Source organism: Azospirillum thiophilum (assembly GCF_001305595.1).
GTDB lineage: Bacteria > Pseudomonadota > Alphaproteobacteria > Azospirillales > Azospirillaceae > Azospirillum > Azospirillum thiophilum.
This window is the reverse complement of the sequence record NZ_CP012406.1, coordinates 239916-255648: the sequence shown is the minus strand read 5'-3', so window position 1 is coordinate 255648 and position 15733 is coordinate 239916. Positions and strand designations below refer to the sequence as shown.

Here is a 15733-nt window from a genome sequence, read left to right as displayed (position 1 = left end):
CCCTCGACCTTTCCCCTCAGTGCGCCCGCTTTTCCAGCCCCAGCCGCTCCGCCGACAGCTGTCCGCAGGCGGCGAGCAGCTGGAAGGCGGCGACCGTTTCGTCGCGCTGGGCGCCGACCAGATTGACCCGGCTGGTCAGCAGTTCCTGTTCCTGGTCCAGCACGTCCAGCAGGGTGCGGCTGCCGACCTTGGCCTCTTCCCGCAGGCCGTCGAGCGCGGTCTGGGCCGCCTTGATCTGGTCGCGGTAGGAGTGGATGTTGGCCCGCGCCGCTTCCAGCGCCGCCCAGGCGGTGACGGCGCTCTCGACGCTCTGATTGCCCTGCTCGCGGGTCTGCATGTGGTACTGTCCGGCCGTCTGCTTCGCTTCACGAACCTGGGACTCCGGCAGGCCGGCCTGATAGAGCGGGGCTGTCACCTGCACGCGCGCGGTCAGGCTGTCGGTGCGGGTGTAGTCGATGCCGTCGTCGCGGCCGGGATCCCAGCTTCGCGATCCGCTGGCCGACAGGCTGGCGGAGGGCAGCATCTGGCCGAACTGCCGGTCGATATAGTGGCGCTGGGCGTCCTCCGCATAGGCGGCGCTGAGGACCGACGGGTTGTTGGCGCGGGCCAGCGCCGATGCCTCCTCCAGTGTCTTGGGCAGGCGGAAGGCCGGCTTGGGCGCCGCCAGTGTTCCCGGCAGGCTGCCGACGATGCGGACGAAGCCGGCGCGCGCCGTCTCCAGCGTGCCGTCCGCCGCCAGCCGCGACGCCACCGCCTGGGCCAGCCGGGAGTCGGCCTGGGCGACGTCGGTGCGGGTATATTCGCCGACCCGGGCGCGATCCTGCGCCGCCTTCAACTGCCGTTGCAGCAGCGCCACGTTGGCGGTGTTGAGTGCCACCAGTTCCTGGTTCTTCACCACGTCGAGATAGGCGGTCGCGGCGTTCAGCAGCACGGTCTGTTCGGTCGCCAGCAGGGTGGCGCGTTCCGCCTCGACCAGCCGTTCGGCCCGGCGCACGGCCGAGGCTACGGTCGCATCGAAGAGCGGCTGGCTGGCAGTGACCGATGCGCTCTTGGCATTGGTCTCCGTCCGCTCGCTGCCGATGCCTTCATAGCGCGTGTCGGTCAGGTCGCGGCTGATTCCCAGCGTGGCGGTGACCGTCGGCCGGTAGCCGGACATCGCCTGCGGGATCTGCTCGTCCACTGCGCGCAGGCGGGCCTGCTCCGCCGCCAACGTCGGATTCGTCGCCTGGGCGCGCGACAGCGCCTCCTGCAGGGTCATCGCCCCGGCCGGTGCCGCCGCCAGTAACAGCGCCAGCCCAGCCGCGAACGCGCTGCCGCAAGCCCGCCAAGTTTCCGGAATCATCGTATCGCAAAGCCTCCCACAACAGCGCCCGCCGCCTTTTCCGGCGACGAGGCCTGTTACGGGAGGGCCGCCCGTCCCCCTGCGGCCGGGCAGCCATGCGGGGCCGGCGCCATGTCTCCTGCCATCAGTCGAACAGGTGGGACAGGATCAGCCCCTTCACCGCCTCCGCCGGGATCGGGCCGTCCGGCAGCAGGGCCGGCTCGGAGGAGATCAGCAGCGGCCCGGCCTCCGCCCGGTCTGTGGGGCGGCCGTGCGAACCCTTGACCAGACCGCCGTCCAGCGGGATCAGGTCCATCAGGGTGCGGAAGCCCAGCGCCTTGCGCGCCAGCCGCCAGCCGATGGCCAGCTTCGGCCAACGGATCGCCGGATCGATGAACAGCTCCGCCGGGTCGTAGCCGGGCTTGCGGAAGATCTCCACCGTGCGGGCGAAGTCGGGGGCGCGGGCGTCGTCCAGCCAATAGGGGTAGCTGAACCAGCGGTCGGCCCGGCTGATCGCCACCAGATCGCCGGAGCGCGGATGGTCGATGCCGGCCGCGCGCTGGTCGATGCGGTCCAGCACCCGCTCCACACCATCCAGCCCGGCGACGAGATCCCGCACCTCCGGCACCTGCTCGGGGCGGGCGACATGGATGTGGGCGATCTGGTGGTCGGCCACCGCGAAGGCCTCCGACGCGCCGGGGTCGAGCAACTCGCCGCCCTGTTCGGTGCGCACCGCGATCAGCCCGGCCTCGCGCAGTGCGCGGTTGATGGCGATGGGGCCGGTCACATTGGTGATGCCGTATTCCGACAGCACGATCACCCGCATGCCCTCGCGCTCCGCCCGCTCGATCAGCGGGGCGCACAGCCCGTCCACCGCCGCGACCTGGGCCGGAATGCGCGGGTCGTCGGGGCCGAAGCGCTGGAGGTCGTAATCCAGGTGCGGCAGATAGACCAGCGACAGGCTGGGGCGCATCCGCCGTTCCACCTCCGCCGCGCAGTCGGCGATCCAGCGGCTGGAGACGATGTCGGCCCCCGGTCCCCAGAAGCGGAACAACGGGAAGGGGCCGAGCCGCTTGATCAACTCGTCACGCAACCCGGCCGGCCGGCTGTGGATGTCGGGCAGCTTGCGGCCGTCGGCGCAATAGACCGGGCGCGGGGTGACGCTGAGGTCGGCGCCCGAATACATGTTGTACCACCAGAACAGCTTGGCCCCGGTGAAGGACGGGTCGCGGCGGCGCGCCTCCTCCCACAGGGTCTCGCCGGACACCAGCCGGTTGCTCTGCTTCCAGAACAGGATCTCCGACAGGTCGCGGTCGTACCAGCCGTTGGCGACGCAGCCATGGCCCGATGGCGTCCGCCCGGTCAGCATGCTGGCCTGCACGGTGCAGGTCACCGCCGGCAGCGGCGGCACCAGCGGCCGGACGCCGCGCGTGGCGAGCGCCGACAGGGCAGGGGCGTGCGGCAACAGGTCGGCGGTCAGGCCGACCACGTTCAGGACCAGGGTCCGGCGCGTGAGCGTCATGCCGGTTCGGCGACGTGGTCGGCTGCGGTTGCAGGCAGCTCCACCGTCGGTTTCTGGCCGCGCAGCACCGTGTTGCCCTCGAACAGCAGGCGCTGGTCGACCGGCAGCGTCTCCTCCAGCTCCGCCGGGTCGAGACGGCCGCTCTGGGCGTAGAAGGCGATGGGATTGCGCCAGACGATGGTTTCGATGGCCGCGGCGGAAATGCCGGCCTCCTCCATCGCCGCGACCGTCTTCGGCACCTTCAACGGGTCGCTGATGCCCCAGTCGGCCGAGCTGTTGACCATGATCCGCTCGGCGCCATAGGTCTGGACCAGCCCGACCATGCGCGGCTCGTCCATCTTGCTGCCGGGATAGATGGTGTGGCCGGCCCAGCAGCCGCTGTCGAGCGTGATCGGCAGCGTTTCCTCGTTGTTGTGGTCGATCAGCACCATGTGCGGCGGCACCCCGGCCTCGCGCAGCAGGTCGATGGTGCGCCGCGTGCCGGCCTTCTTGTCGCGGTGTGGTGTGTGGACCATGATCGGCAGGCGGTGGCGGATCGCCATCTCCACCTGCCGGGACAGGATGTCGTCCTCCGCCGGGGTCATGTCGTCATAACCGATCTCGCCCACCGCGACGACACCGTCCTTCTCCAGATAGAGGTCGACCAGTTCCAGCACCGGATCGACGATGTCGGGGTTGTTGGCCTCCTTCGGGTTGAGGCCCAGCGTGCAGAAATGGCGGATGCCGAACTGGCTGGCGCGGAACCGTTCCCAGCCGACCAGCGACAGGAAATAATCCTCGAAGCTGCCGGCATGGGTGCGCGGCTGGCCCAGCCAGAAGGCCGGCTCGGTCACCGCGATGATGCCGGCCCGGCGCATGGCGGCGTAATCGTCGGTGGTGCGCGACGTCATGTGGATGTGCGGGTCGAACAGCTTCATGGCGTGGAGATCCCATTGGCTGGATAGGTGGCTGAATGGTCGGCGGAGACGGCGTCGAGCAGGAGGTCGAGATCCGCCGGCACGATGCGGCCGGCGACGCGGCGTTCGCTGCGGAAATCGGCCGCCATACGGCGCAGGGCGGGGGTCGTCCGCTCCGCCAGCCCGGCGACGCGGGCGAGCGGCATGCCGGTGAACACCGCCTTCAGCACCATCTGGTTGAAGACCGGTTCGGACAGATGGGCGGCGGGGAAGCGATTGTCTCCTGCGATCGCCTCGAACACCGGCTGCACGCTGGAGCGGCAGGCGTCGGCGGCCAGTGCGGCGAAGCGCGCCGGATCGGGCAGCAGCATCAGCGACTGGAGGATCGCCGCCCGCTCCTCGCTGTCGGAGGTGCGGAAGGCCGCGGTCAGCCGGGCCGGCGCCTTCCCATCCGCCGCCCCATCCGCTTCCTCGACGGCGGTGGCGAGCAGGGCGGCGCGCAGCAGCCGCGGACCGCTCCACAAGGCGGGTGCCGCGATGCCGAGCGCCATGAGGGCCGTCACCTCGTCGCCCCGCGGCGGCGGGGCTTCGCGCAGCCGGCGGCCGGCCGCCGCGAAGGCGCGCATGAAGGCGGGAGTGCCGGGCAGGGGTGGGGCGGCCAGCAGGCCCGCGAGCCAGGCGGCGCTGTCGGGGTCGCGTGCGGCGACGAGGGCCGGTAGGACGCTGCGGTCCGCTGGACAGGAGGTCATCGTGGCGCCGCGCAGCCTTGGTTGATGAAATGCAGGTATTTGCAATCATATACGCGAGGGAGTGCGGCAAGAAAGTCAAAAATGGCGGTGCGCGAATGAACTTTTTCGCGATGTTTCAATAATTAAACAATGGTGGCGGCCAGAAAAGAGGGCAGCGAAAGAAAGCGGGCAAGAAGAGGAGGAAGAGGGACACGCCGCCGGCCCTCCCGCCCCTTGCGTGGCCTCACACGATCGACAGCATCGCCGCCGCCGGCGCGTCCAGCGCGTCGGCCAGCGCGCGCAGGCCGCGGGCGGCTTCGTCGCGGCTGCGCGGCATGCTCAGGCCGAGGCGCACGGCGTGGGGCGCGCTGGCCCGGCCGACGGCGAAGGCGTCGGCGCCGATGACGATCACGCCGCGCCGCCGGGCCTCGCCGACGAAATCTTCGCGCCGCCATGGTTCGGGCAGCACGAGCCAGAGATGCTGGGCTGCCGGGTGGCCGCAGACCGTCTCGGCCGGCAGGATCGAGCGGGCGAGCCGCTGGCGGGCCAGATCCTCCTCGCGCTGGGTGGCGACGATGCGGTCGGCGGTGCCGTCCTGGATCCAGCGCGTCACGACCTCCGCCGGCAGGGCGGGAGCGGAATATTGCAGGGCGCGGATGGTGGTCTCGACGCGCGAGCGCAATTCCGGCGGGGCGACGACGAAGCCCAGCCGCAGGCCGGCGGCGAGGCTCTTCGATACGCTCGACACATAGAGGGTGATGTCGGGGGCGATGGTCTGAAGCGGCCGGGTGTCGGGCACCATGAAGCCGAACACGTCGTCCTCGATGAGGATCACGCCATAGCGCCGGGCGATCCGGACGATCTCGTGGCGGCGCGCCTCGGGCATCACCACCGCGGTCGGGTTTTGCAGGGTCGGCACCAGGTAGGCCGCCTTCGGCCCCAGCCGGCGGCAGGCGCTGTCGAAGGCGTCCGGCACCAGCCCATGCTCGTCGATGGCGACCCCTTCCAGGTGGTAGCCCTGGGTGGCGGCCAGCGCCTTGGTGCCGATGTTGGTCAGCCGCTCCGCCAGGATGACGTCGCCGGGGCGGGCGATCGCGGCGAGCGCCACCGCCAGCGCGTTCTGCGCGCCGGTGGTCAGCAGGACCGACTCGGCCGCCGCCTTCACCCGGTGCTGGCGCTCCAGCCAGGCGGCGGCGGCGGCGCGATGCTCGGGCAACCCGGCATGGGGGCCGTAGCCGATCAGCGCCGCGAGATGGCCGGAAGCCCCGATGGCGGTCAGCGCCTGGCCCAGGGCCTGGGCCGCCACCGCATGTTCGGGATGGACCGTGGTCATGTTGACGATGACCGGACCGGCCGCCGCCTGCACCGCCGGGGGCCAGCCGGGCAGCGGGAGCGCCGCCGGTGCACGCTGGCCCTGGACGAAGGTGCCGCGCCCGACCTCGCCGCCGATCAGCCCCCGCTTTTCCGCCTCGGCATAGGCGCGGGTCACCGTTCCCACCGTCACGCCAAGGCGGAATGCGAGGTCGCGGTGGGTTGGCAGCCGCGTGCCGACCGCCAGCACGCCATCGGCGATGTCATCGGCCAGCGCGTCGGCGATGACGCGATAAAGCGGGCCGGGGCGGCCCTCCAGGGTCGGGGTCCAATTTGTCATGGGGACAAATGTGGCATTGTCCCGGCGTGCTGGCAAGTTCGGCGCAATTGTCCCTATTTTAAACCGCGGGACATCCATACAATCGAGCGGCGGGACGGATGGGGCGCGGTCCGGCGCATCACCGTTGTAACTGGCCGGCGGAACCGATAGTTTCCTTAACATTGGCGTGGCCGGCATTCCGCCACCCCTTGGAGGTCCTGCGCGGGGGACGATGCATACGATTGCGGTTGTCGACGACGATCCCATCACCCGCGAAACCCTGAAGGCCTACCTGGAAGGCGAAGGCTACCGGGTGATGCTGGCGCGTGACGGCGACCAGCTGTCGGTGCTGCTGGCGCGCGGGCGGATCGACCTGCTGCTGCTCGACATCCGGCTTCCGGGCAAGGACGGGCTGGCGGTGACGCGGGAATTGCGGGCCGTCTCCAACATCGGCATCATCCTGATCACCGGGCGCTCCGACCGGATGGACCGGCTGATCGGGCTGGAACTTGGGGCCGACGACTACATCACCAAGCCGTTCGAGCCGCGCGAGATCCTGGCCCGCACCCGCAGCCTGCTGCGCCGCATCGCCCGCCCGACTCGGCCGGCCGGCGGCCGGGTCAAGCGATTCGACGGGTGGGAACTGCATCTCGACAAGCGCCGGCTGCGCGCGCCCGGCGGCGAGGACGCCCGCCTGACCTCCGCCGAGTTCGAGCTGCTGGCCGCCTTCGTCGAGAATCCCGGCCGGGTGCTGAGCCGCGACGATCTGCTGGACCTGACCCTGCGCGGCGATTCGGTGCCCTACGACCGCTCGATCGACCGGCTGGTCCGCCGCCTGCGCCGGGTGGTGGAGCATGACCCGGCCGACCCGGCCCGTATCGTCACCGTCCACGGCATGGGCTACATGTTTCAGGCGGCGGTCGACTGAGGCGTTTTTTCCGTCGTCGGCCTTGCGCCCGGTCTTTCGCCGTCGGCGGAGCCGGTCAGGATTGCGCGGTGGAGGTCGTCCGGCGCTGCGGACGGGCCGGGGCGCCGTCCTCCTCGGGCTTGCCGGGCTTGCGGAAGGTGCTGAGTTCGGAGATGCGGTTGACGGTCAGCCCGTTCAGCCGGCAGCCGGCGACCTCCACAACCTCGAATCCGGCGCGGCGCGGATAGCGGGCGGCCACCCGTTCGCGCGCCTCGCGGTCGCCATCGGCGATCAGCAGATAGCGGCGGACCCCCGTCCAGCCGCGAAAGCCGCGCTGGTCCGCGAAGCTGGCGCCGGCCGGGCTGAAGCGCACCGCGACCTCCCAGAAGCGGCCGGGGCGCGGCTCGTTGCGGTCGAAGATGAAATAGCGGTCGAGCGCGGAGGCCTTCTTCCTGTCCAGCTCCAGGATGGCGGCCTGCAGTTCGATCTCCGCCTTCTGCACGCGCTTTTCCGTCTCGGCATGGTGATGGGCGAGCTGCGCATAGTCGGAGGCGACGTCGGCGACCTCCTTGGTCACGTCGTCGACCTTTTCCTTCAGCTTGGACATGGCGATGCGCGTCAGCGCCAGCTGGCGGCGCCAGTAGCGGTTGGACAGGACGGTCAGCACCATCAGGCCCAGCGCGAAATACAGCATCATCCCGGTCATGCGGCACCCGTCATGCTGCGGACGCCTCGGTCTCGGCCTCGGGATCGGGGGCGAGTGCCAGCGGCACCACCGGCGAGGAGATCAGGCCGTTGCGCTGGGAAAAGCTGGTCCGCACCATGCCGTGCGCCTGTTCGGCCGAAGGCGCCGTGATGTGCGCGACGTTGCGGTATTCCCAGATCTGGCGGGAAAAAACGATGTCCTTGCGGTCCAGCTCGTTGAAATTGGGGCCGACCGCCAGCTGGGCCCAGAAGACTTCGCCGTCGGTGTCCTGGTCGCCCAGCTCATGCACCAGCTCGATCTTCGAATATTCCAAAGCCTTCAGCTCGGTCAGCGCCTTCTGGCGGCGGCCGTTGAACTCGGTCAGGCGGGCTTGCAGGGTGGTCAGGTCGACGCGCTTGCGTTCGGTCTTCTGCCGCCATTCGGCGAGAGCCGCACGCTTCTTGTCGTACTGGCGCTGGTTCATCGCCTCGCGGGTCTTCTCGGCGCTGACGCGGCCGACATCCACCACGATGGACAGACCGAGCGCGGCGGCGCTGGCGATCAGTAGCAGCATCCCCAGGAACTCGGCCGAAATGACCATTCGCCCTCCCCCAGCCGCAACGTGGCGCCGACAACGCCGGCGCATCGTGCCATGGGCGGGGACGGGGCGCGATGCCATCGCGACACCCCGCCGCATGGCCGCCGCACGGCACTGCGCATGGCCGATCATACCATCGGCCTCCGTTCCAGGGTTGTAATTTTTAGCCGACCTGGGGGAAACCCGACTTTTGTTGGAGGAATAGGACCGGGCGGGCCTGGAGTTTCGTGCGTTCAATATGAAACGCACGAAATTCCAGCCTTATGTTTTGGCGATCGGATTCACGCTTCAAATCGATGCCGATTTTACGCGATCCGATCCAAGCGGCGCCGCCCGGCCATGGCCATTCGGTTCAGTCGGCCTTTTCGCCGGGGACGAAGGTCATGGCGACGCCGTTCATGCAATAGCGCTTGCCCGTCGGCTCCGGCCCGTCGTCGAAGACATGGCCGAGATGGCCCTTGCAGGCGGCGCAATGAACCTCGGTGCGCGGATAGGCCAGCTTGTGGTCGGTCGTGGTCTCGATCGCCCCCGGCAACGGCTCCCAGAAGCTGGGCCAGCCCGAGCCGCTCTCGTACTTGGTTGCGCTGGCATAGAGCGGCTGGCCGCAGCCGGCGCAACGGTAGGTGCCGGTCCGCTTCTCGCCGTTGAGCGGGCTGGTGCCGGGATATTCCGTCGCGTGTTCGCGCAGGACCTTGTACTGGTTGGGCGACAGCGCGCGCTTCCAGTCCCGCCCGCTGGCGTCCGCCTGTTTGTTGTCCGATTCGGGCATGCCGCCGGTCTCCTCCTGCTGATCGTCGATGTCCAGACCAACCATATTGGTCGGCCATGCCCGGAACCCAAGCCGGGGAAGGGCCGCTCGCGCGGATGTGATGGGGCCGGGCCGGGGCTGCGACGGTAGGGCGGGCCCATGACGGACAGAATGCGACCCTGTAACAAAAGAATCTTGCGGATTCGGCGAAGGTTCGACGGGTCATGCCTTCCGGATTCGCCGCGGTTTCGGTAACATCGAGGAAGCCAACAGTCCGGGACGACGTGTCCGGGGCGGCACTGCCGGGGCACGACGCGCCGCATGATGGATGAACGCTACCTTCGGGCGGTTCGCGACGCGCTGATGCGGCATCAGCAATGGCTGCTGCGCGACCCGACGGGCAGGGGGCGGCGCGCCAATCTCAGCTTCTACGACCTGGCCGGGCTCGGCCTCAACCGCGTCAACCTGTCGGGCGCCAAGCTGACCGGGGCCAGCCTGGCGCGGGCGCGGATGGCCGGCATCGTGCTGTCGAAGGCCGATCTCTACGGCACCGACCTGTCGCGGGCGGACCTGACCGGCGCCCAGCTGCAGGGTGCCGACCTGCGCGGCGCGCGGGTCGACGGCGCCCGGCTGGTGAACGCCAATTTCCAGGGCGCCGACCTGCGCCGCGGCATGGTGCTGGAGGCCGGGGAATTGCGGGCGGCCGGCAACAGCGACGGCACCACCACCTTCGTCGGCTGCAGCCTGTCCCAGGCGGTGCTGAGCGATTGCCGCATGTCGCAGTGCGACTTCTCCGGCAGCGACCTGTCCGGCGCCGATCTCAGCGGCAGCGACCTCAGCGGCGCCATCCTGATCGGCGCGGATCTGACCGGGGCGATCATGCGCAAGGCGACGCTGGACGGCGTGCTGATGTGCGGCGCCCGCCTGAACGAGGAACTGCGCACGGCGCTGGAGCGGCACGGCGTCGACGTCGACGGCACCGGCCTGACCACCACCGCGGCGCGGATGACCGACCTGATCGCCGGCCATCAGATCTGGGTCGACAAGCTGGGCAAGGGCGGGGAGCGCATCGAGCTGCAGCGGGTCGACCTGCGCGGCTACAACTTCACCAACCAATTGCTGTGCGGGGCGGTGATGCGCTTCTGCGGGCTGCGCGGGGCCGATTTCTCCGGCGCCAAGCTGATGATGGCCGACCTGTCCTACAGCGACCTGCGCGATGCCGACTTCACCAGCGCCGACCTGTCCGGCTGCAACCTGGAGGGCGCCAATCTGGCCGGGGCCAAGCTGTGGCGGGCCAAGTTCCGCAAGGTCGACATCAGCGGCGACGGCAGCCGGCTGTGGCCGACCAGCTTCGCCAAGGCGCAGTTGACCGGGGCCGACCTGCGCGACGCCAGCCTTGCCGGGGTGGTGCTGCGCGGCACCGACCTGACGGCGATCAAGACCAGCTTCGCCACGCTGAAGGGCGCCGACCTGTCCGCCGCCCGCGGCTGGCAGCCTTGCGAGGCGCCGGCCTGACCGGCCCCTCCGCGGGAAGCGGACTCCGGAATCAGCTGCCGTCCGCCACCGGGATGCGGCCGGCGACGATGCCGCGGCGGGCGGCCTCCGCCGCCTCCAGCATCGCCGGGGTCAGCAGCGCGCGGTTGTTCTCGTCCACCGCATAGTCGACCCCGCCGTCGGCCAGGCCCAAGGCCACCGTCCCGGCGCTCCAGCTGCCGCGCTGCGCCGCCCGGAAACCCGAGTCCACCGCCAGATCGACCCGTTTCAGCATCGAGGTCAGGATGGTGCCGGGATACAGGTAGTTCTGGTTGCTGTCGACGCCGATGGCCAGCCGCCGGCCGTCATGCGCCGCGGCGAAGATGCCGAAATTCGACACCCCGGCCCCGGCGAAGACCACGTCGGCCCCGCGCTGGAACTGGCTGCGCGCCACCTCGCCGCCGGCCGTCGGGTCGTTGAAGGCGGCCGGCGTGGTGCCGACGAAATTGACCAGGACGCGGATGTCGCCGCGGGCATGGCGGGCGCCCTGTTCGAAGCCGGCGATGAATTTGCGGATCAGCGGGATGTCGAGCGCGCCGACGAAGCCGACGGTCCCGGTCTTCGACGCCAGCGCCGCCAGAACCCCGACCAGGAAGGCGCCCTCCTGCTCCTTGAAGGTGACGCAGCGGATGTTCGGCCCCTCAGCCACCGCATCGACCAGGGTGAAGCGCACCGCCGGATGCGCCGGCGCCAGCCGGGCCAGCGCGGTGGCATAATAGAAACCGACGGCGGCGATGTCCGTCGCCCCGCGCCGCAGCAGGGCGGCGACCCCCTGTTCGAACTGCGCCGGGCTGGCTGGCAGATACTCCATGACCGGGACGCCGGTTGCCGCCGTGAACCGCTCCGCCCCGGTGAAGGCCCCCTCGTTGAAGCTCTTGTCGAACTTCTGTCCGGCCGCATAGACGAGACCGGGCCGGAACTTGGTCGCGGCGGATGAATGTCGCGGCAGCGCGGTCAGGGCGACCGCGGCTCCGGCAGTGCCGAACAGCAGGACGGACCGGCGGGTGGGGTGGGGCATGGCGTGGCCTCCGGCTGTGTGAACCCCGTGACGCAGAGTCAATTTTAGGCATGCTTTTCCGGTTGGAACCAGAATCATGTTGCGCCGCGGCCAGGAAGACGGCGACGCCGCCGGGGGCGCCGTCCAAAAACCTGCGGCGGGCCCGGATTGTCGCGGGTCCCGCCTGTCGCGCACCGGTCAAGGCTGCCATGCCGAGACAGGACTTTGCGCCCGGCGGCGGACGGATCAGCTTACAGGCTGCGGACCCTGTCCGGCCGATTTCCCTCCTCCCAATATCATTCGGATTCGCTGATGTTCGCGCGCCTTGCCGCCGTCCGTGCCCGTTCGCCTGCCGAAAGCCCCTTCTTCATCGCGGCGCTCGGCGTGCTGATGTCGTTCGGCCCGATGGGCACCGACATGTATCTGCCCGGCATGCCGCAGATCGGCCGCGACCTGCACGCGCCGCAGGATCAGGTGCAATGGACGCTGTCGGCCTTCTTCCTGGGCTTCGGCGTCGGGCAGCTGCTGTGGGGGGCGTTGAGCGACCGGTTCGGCCGGCGGCTGCCGGTGGCGACCGGCATCCTGCTCTATGCCGTCGGCTGCGTCGGCTGTTCGTTGACCACCGACGTCACCCATCTGGCGGCCTGGCGCTTCGTGCAGGCGGTCGGGGCCTGCGCCGGGCCGGTGCTGGTCCGCGCCATGATCCGCGACGTGTTCGCACGCGACCGCGCCGCCAGCGTGCTGTCGATGATGATGCTGGTGATGGGGGCGGCTCCGATCATCGCGCCGCTGATCGGCGGCCAGATCCTGGTCTGGGCCAACTGGCGCTGGATCTTCTGGGCCCAGGCGCTGTTCGGCGCGGTGGCGATGCTGGCGCTGGCCACCTTGCCGGAGACCCATCCGACGACGCGGCGCACCAGCCTGCGGCCCATGGTGCTGGCGGAGTCCTACCGCAGGCTGCTGACCGACCGCCGCTATCTCGGCTATGCGGTGGGCTCGTCCTTCATCTATGCCGGGATGTTCGCCTTCATCTCCGGCTCGCCTTTCGTCTATATCGAGCTGTTCGGCGTGCAGCCGGAGAATTACGGCTTCCTGTTCGGGTTGAACATCGTCGGCATGATCATCGTCAACACGCTGAACAGCCGGGCGGTGATGCGTTTCGGGTCGGACAGGATGCTCAGGATCGGCGTCTGGCTGTCGGCGGCGAGCGGGATTCTGCTGGTCGTCTGCGTCGCCAACGGCTGGGGCGGCCTGTGGGGGCTGGTCGGCTGCCTGTTCCTGTTCATGTCGCTGACCGGGTTCTGCTTCGCCAACTCCATGGCGGGCGCGCTTCAGGCCTTTCCGCAGATGGCCGGCACCGCGTCGGCGCTCGCCGGCATGCTGCAATTCAGCATCGGCGCCCTGTCGGGCTGGGGCGTCGGGCTGATGGCCAACGGCACCGCCATCCCGATGGCCGCGGTGATCGGCGGCGCGGCGCTGGTCAGTCTGGCGCTCAACCTGTGGCTGATCCGGCCTGTCCGCCGTCTTGCGGCGGACGTTTAACTTGCTTCGCCGTCTTCCGGCGGACGTTTAACTTGCTTCGCCGTCTTCCGGCGGAGCAATAAACCAATCCACTATTGTTGTTTCCGAATAGTGGAGAAGTTGTCGGATGTGAATTGAGTTTCCCGGCGGGGCGCACTAGGCTTGCGCGCCAAAGGAGACCCGCCATGGTGCCGAAGGATCGTTCCGACATGTCCAGCCTTGTCCGCCGCCGCCATCTGCTGGCCGGTGCCGCCGCGCTCGGCGGCCTCGCCGTGTCCGCGTCCCTGCCGCTGTCGGCCTTTGCCGCGACCGAATTGCGGGTCGGCTACATCCCGATCATCCCGATGACCCAGCTCTATGTCCTGACGGGCGAGGGGTGGGCGAAGGATGCCGGGCTGGCCTTGCAGACCACCAGCTTCCAGTCGGGGCCGGCGATGATCCAGGCGCTGGCGTCGGGCACGCTGGACGTCGCCTATGTCGGCATCGGCCCGGCGATGATCGCCCGGTCGAAGGGCGTGAAGCTGAAGGTCGTCGCCGCCAACGTCATCGACCAGGTGGCGCTGATCGGCCGCGGTCCGCTGGCCAAGGCCGTCGCCGGGGCCGCCAGCCCGGCCGAGGGGTTCAGGGCGTTCCGTGCCGCCAACGGCCGGCCGCCCAAGATCGGCTCGCTGCCCGCCGGGTCGGTGCCGGACACCGTGCTGCGCTATTGGATGGCGGAGGTCGCCCGCATCGGTGCCGACGATGTCGAGATCGTCGGCATGGGCGAGCAGCCCTTGCAGCAGGCGCTGTTGACCGGGGCCATTGACGGCGCCTCGATCCTGGAGCCGATCCTGACGCTGGTGCAGTCCCGCCTGCCCGACGCCGCCATCGTCGCCAAGGCCGGAACCATGTTCCCCAAGCAGCCCGGTGCGGTGCTGGCGGTGACCGAGAACGCCATCGCCAACAACCGCGCCGCCGTTGCCGAACTGGTCAAGCTGCACATCCGCGCCACCGCCTTCGCCAAGTCCAGGCCCGACCGCACGGCGGAACTGGTGACCGAGATCATCGGCAAGGGCCTGGTCGAACGCGAGGTGATGCGGGCGGCGCTGACCTCCGACGCGACGACCTTCGTCGACGACCCGCGCGTCATCCTGGACTCGACCAGGCAAATGCAGGCCTTCCAGCAGACCCTGGGCCAGATCACCGAACCGGTCGATGTCGACGCGCTGTTCGATCTTTCCTTCCACGACGCCGCAGCGGGCAGGTGACGGCTATGACGTCTTCCGGGACCGCTCCCCTGCGGCTGGTCATCCACGCCCCCACCCCGACCGCGCTGGAGCGGGCGCGCAACAACGCCCGCAACCTGCTGGCGGCCCGGCCCGACGCGCAGGTCCGCATCGTCGTCAATGCCGGCGCGGTGACGGCGGCGCTCGACGGCCCGGACGCGGAGACCGACCGGCTGCTGCGCGTCTGCGGCAACACGCTCGCCCGGACCGGCCGCAGCGCCGGCGGACTGACCGTCGTCCCGGCCGGCGTCCTCGACATCGCCGAGGCCCAGGCCGAGGGCTGGGGCTACATGCGGGCCTGAGGCGTCACCCGACCCCCCATCCGCCGGTGTCGGGGAAGGCCGCAGCCGGCGGCGGGACCGCGGCGGCGGCATCGGCGACGATGCCGCGCGGCAGGGCCGGGGCGCCGGGCGGGGTGGGCAGCAGGCGGGTCGGCCTGACCCACCATCCGGGTTCGTCGGCGGCAATGGCCGCCGCCGCCTCTTCCGCCGCCGCCGCCGTGGCGTAGAGGCCGAAGCAGGTGGCGCCGCTGCCCGACAGGCGGGACAGCAGGCAGCCGGGGCTGCGCTCCAGCGCCGCCAGCACGTCGGCGATCTCCGGTTCGACGGTCAGGGCCGGGGCGGTCAGGTCGTTGGCGCGCTCGCGCAGCATCGCCGCGAGGTCGCCGGCATCGGCCGGCCGGCGGGTGAGGCGGGCGGGGGCGGAGAAGCTGGCGCCGCCTTGCGTTCCGCCTGCCTGTGCCAGCGCCTTGAACACCGCCGGGGTCGGCACCGGGACGTTCGGGTTGGCCAGCACGACATGGGTTTCCGGCAATTCCGGTGCCTCGTCCAGCAGGTCGCCGATGCCGCCGAAATGGCAGCTGCGCCCGGCGACGCAGACCGGCACGTCGGCACCAAGCCCGGCGGCCACCGCGAACAGCACCGGATCGCCGGGCGGCAGCCCCCACAGCCGGGCCAGCGCCCGCAGGCAGGCCGCCGCGTCGGCCGACCCGCCGCCGATGCCGGACGCGACCGGCAGCAGCTTGGTGAGCGCGATCATCACGTCGGCCTCGCGCCCCAGCCGGGCGGCCAGCGCGTGGGCGGCGCGCATCACCAGATTGTCCGCCGGCCTCCCGCCCATCAGCGCCGGACCGTAGGGCCCGGCGATGGCCAGCCGCGGCCCGGCCGGCGGCAGGTCCGCCCCGCGCAGCGTCACCCGCGCCGCGCCCGATGCCAGGGCGACGGTGTCGCCGATCGCGGCGAAGGCGACGAGGCTGTCCAACTCGTGATAGCCGTCGTCGCGCCGGCCGGTGACATGCAGGTACAGGTTCAGCTTGGCCGGTGCGGCCTCGACGATGGGAATGCCGGTCATGAGCGTCACTTCGTTGGGGTCGATCCCGTGCG

General features: G+C 70.2%; 15 protein-coding genes. 5 read left to right on the top strand and 10 right to left on the bottom strand.

Annotated elements, in window-relative coordinates:
• Nucleotides 1–16: 16 nt before the first annotated feature.
• The 5 genes from AL072_RS29470 to AL072_RS29450 all read right to left on the bottom strand — a co-directional run bounded on the left by AL072_RS29470 (nt 17) and on the right by AL072_RS29450 (nt 6118).
• A complete protein-coding gene (locus AL072_RS29470) occupies nt 17–1342 on the bottom strand; it encodes a TolC family outer membrane protein (protein WP_045585047.1) in 1326 nt (441 codons plus the stop codon).
• 124 nt (nt 1343–1466) lie between these two features.
• Nucleotides 1467–2843 (bottom strand): alkaline phosphatase family protein, encoded by a 1377-nt coding sequence (locus AL072_RS29465; RefSeq protein ID WP_045585046.1) that lies wholly within the window; start codon nt 2841–2843, stop codon nt 1467–1469.
• The gene (locus AL072_RS29460; protein ID WP_045585045.1) at nt 2840–3760 is read right to left on the bottom strand and encodes a TatD family hydrolase; all 921 of its coding nucleotides are present in this window, start codon (nt 3758–3760) and stop codon (nt 2840–2842) included. The genes AL072_RS29465 and AL072_RS29460 overlap by 4 nt, the downstream gene beginning before the upstream one ends.
• On the bottom strand, nt 3757–4488 hold the full coding sequence (locus tag AL072_RS29455; protein ID WP_052710343.1) for an EboA domain-containing protein: 732 nt from the start codon (nt 4486–4488) through the stop codon (nt 3757–3759). The genes AL072_RS29460 and AL072_RS29455 overlap by 4 nt, the downstream gene beginning before the upstream one ends.
• A 223-nt stretch (nt 4489–4711) precedes the next feature.
• Nucleotides 4712–6118, bottom strand: coding sequence for an aminotransferase-like domain-containing protein (locus AL072_RS29450; RefSeq protein WP_045585044.1), 1407 nt, complete (start codon nt 6116–6118; stop codon nt 4712–4714).
• A 211-nt stretch (nt 6119–6329) separates the two neighbouring features.
• Between AL072_RS29450 and AL072_RS29445 the strand changes: the two genes are divergently transcribed.
• Complete coding sequence (locus AL072_RS29445) at nt 6330–7025, top strand: response regulator (RefSeq protein ID WP_045585043.1); 696 nt, start codon at nt 6330–6332, stop codon at nt 7023–7025.
• Between the two features lie 55 nt (nt 7026–7080).
• Here the strand turns inward: AL072_RS29445 and AL072_RS29440 are convergent, their stop codons facing one another.
• The 3 genes from AL072_RS29440 to msrB all read right to left on the bottom strand — a co-directional run bounded on the left by AL072_RS29440 (nt 7081) and on the right by msrB (nt 9101).
• Nucleotides 7081–7710: a hypothetical protein gene (locus tag AL072_RS29440; protein ID WP_045585042.1), complete on the bottom strand. Its 630-nt coding sequence runs from the start codon at nt 7708–7710 to the stop codon at nt 7081–7083.
• Between the two features lie 10 nt (nt 7711–7720).
• On the bottom strand, nt 7721–8290 hold the full coding sequence (locus AL072_RS29435) for a hypothetical protein (RefSeq protein ID WP_045585041.1): 570 nt from the start codon (nt 8288–8290) through the stop codon (nt 7721–7723).
• Nucleotides 8291–8639: 349 nt separating this feature from the next.
• Nucleotides 8640–9101, bottom strand: coding sequence for a peptide-methionine (R)-S-oxide reductase MsrB (gene msrB / locus AL072_RS29430; RefSeq protein ID WP_167543417.1), 462 nt, complete (start codon nt 9099–9101; stop codon nt 8640–8642).
• 255 nt (nt 9102–9356) lie between these two features.
• On the opposite strand from msrB, the gene AL072_RS29425 reads away from it, so the two are divergent.
• Entirely contained in the window at nt 9357–10550 is a 1194-nt protein-coding gene (locus tag AL072_RS29425; RefSeq protein WP_045585040.1) for a pentapeptide repeat-containing protein, read from the top strand.
• A 31-nt stretch (nt 10551–10581) separates the two neighbouring features.
• On the opposite strand, the gene AL072_RS29420 is transcribed toward AL072_RS29425, so the two are convergent.
• Nucleotides 10582–11586 carry a BMP family lipoprotein gene (locus AL072_RS29420; RefSeq protein WP_045585039.1) on the bottom strand — a complete coding sequence of 335 codons (1005 nt, stop codon included), beginning with the start codon at nt 11584–11586 and terminating at the stop codon, nt 10582–10584.
• A 291-nt stretch (nt 11587–11877) separates the two neighbouring features.
• On the opposite strand from AL072_RS29420, the gene AL072_RS29415 reads away from it, so the two are divergent.
• The 3 genes from AL072_RS29415 to AL072_RS29405 all read left to right on the top strand — a co-directional run bounded on the left by AL072_RS29415 (nt 11878) and on the right by AL072_RS29405 (nt 14653).
• Nucleotides 11878–13107 (top strand): Bcr/CflA family multidrug efflux MFS transporter, encoded by a 1230-nt coding sequence (locus tag AL072_RS29415; RefSeq protein WP_045585038.1) that lies wholly within the window; start codon nt 11878–11880, stop codon nt 13105–13107.
• Between the two features lie 188 nt (nt 13108–13295).
• Nucleotides 13296–14333 (top strand): ABC transporter substrate-binding protein, encoded by a 1038-nt coding sequence (locus tag AL072_RS29410; protein ID WP_045585292.1) that lies wholly within the window; start codon nt 13296–13298, stop codon nt 14331–14333.
• A gap of 5 nt (nt 14334–14338) precedes the next feature.
• Nucleotides 14339–14653 carry a DsrE family protein gene (locus AL072_RS29405; RefSeq protein WP_045585037.1) on the top strand — a complete coding sequence of 105 codons (315 nt, stop codon included), beginning with the start codon at nt 14339–14341 and terminating at the stop codon, nt 14651–14653.
• A 4-nt stretch (nt 14654–14657) separates the two neighbouring features.
• Here the strand turns inward: AL072_RS29405 and AL072_RS29400 are convergent, their stop codons facing one another.
• On the bottom strand, nt 14658–15701 hold the full coding sequence (locus tag AL072_RS29400) for a 4-(cytidine 5'-diphospho)-2-C-methyl-D-erythritol kinase (RefSeq protein WP_045585291.1): 1044 nt from the start codon (nt 15699–15701) through the stop codon (nt 14658–14660).
• Nucleotides 15702–15733: the final 32 nt, after the last annotated feature.

Coding starts and splice junctions, on each gene's coding strand:
- AL072_RS29470 (WP_045585047.1), bottom strand. CDS start 1,342: ATGATTCCGGAAACTTGGCGGGCTTGCGGCAGCGCGTTCGCGGCTGGG.
- AL072_RS29465 (WP_045585046.1), bottom strand. CDS start 2,843: ATGACGCTCACGCGCCGGACCCTGGTCCTGAACGTGGTCGGCCTGACC.
- AL072_RS29460 (WP_045585045.1), bottom strand. CDS start 3,760: ATGAAGCTGTTCGACCCGCACATCCACATGACGTCGCGCACCACCGAC.
- AL072_RS29455 (WP_052710343.1), bottom strand. CDS start 4,488: ATGACCTCCTGTCCAGCGGACCGCAGCGTCCTACCGGCCCTCGTCGCC.
- AL072_RS29450 (WP_045585044.1), bottom strand. CDS start 6,118: ATGACAAATTGGACCCCGACCCTGGAGGGCCGCCCCGGCCCGCTTTAT.
- AL072_RS29445 (WP_045585043.1), top strand. CDS start 6,330: ATGCATACGATTGCGGTTGTCGACGACGATCCCATCACCCGCGAAACC.
- AL072_RS29440 (WP_045585042.1), bottom strand. CDS start 7,710: ATGACCGGGATGATGCTGTATTTCGCGCTGGGCCTGATGGTGCTGACC.
- AL072_RS29435 (WP_045585041.1), bottom strand. CDS start 8,290: ATGGTCATTTCGGCCGAGTTCCTGGGGATGCTGCTACTGATCGCCAGC.
- msrB (WP_167543417.1), bottom strand. CDS start 9,101: ATGGTTGGTCTGGACATCGACGATCAGCAGGAGGAGACCGGCGGCATG.
- AL072_RS29425 (WP_045585040.1), top strand. CDS start 9,357: ATGATGGATGAACGCTACCTTCGGGCGGTTCGCGACGCGCTGATGCGG.
- AL072_RS29420 (WP_045585039.1), bottom strand. CDS start 11,586: ATGCCCCACCCCACCCGCCGGTCCGTCCTGCTGTTCGGCACTGCCGGA.
- AL072_RS29415 (WP_045585038.1), top strand. CDS start 11,878: ATGTTCGCGCGCCTTGCCGCCGTCCGTGCCCGTTCGCCTGCCGAAAGC.
- AL072_RS29410 (WP_045585292.1), top strand. CDS start 13,296: ATGTCCAGCCTTGTCCGCCGCCGCCATCTGCTGGCCGGTGCCGCCGCG.
- AL072_RS29405 (WP_045585037.1), top strand. CDS start 14,339: ATGACGTCTTCCGGGACCGCTCCCCTGCGGCTGGTCATCCACGCCCCC.
- AL072_RS29400 (WP_045585291.1), bottom strand. CDS start 15,701: ATGACCGGCATTCCCATCGTCGAGGCCGCACCGGCCAAGCTGAACCTG.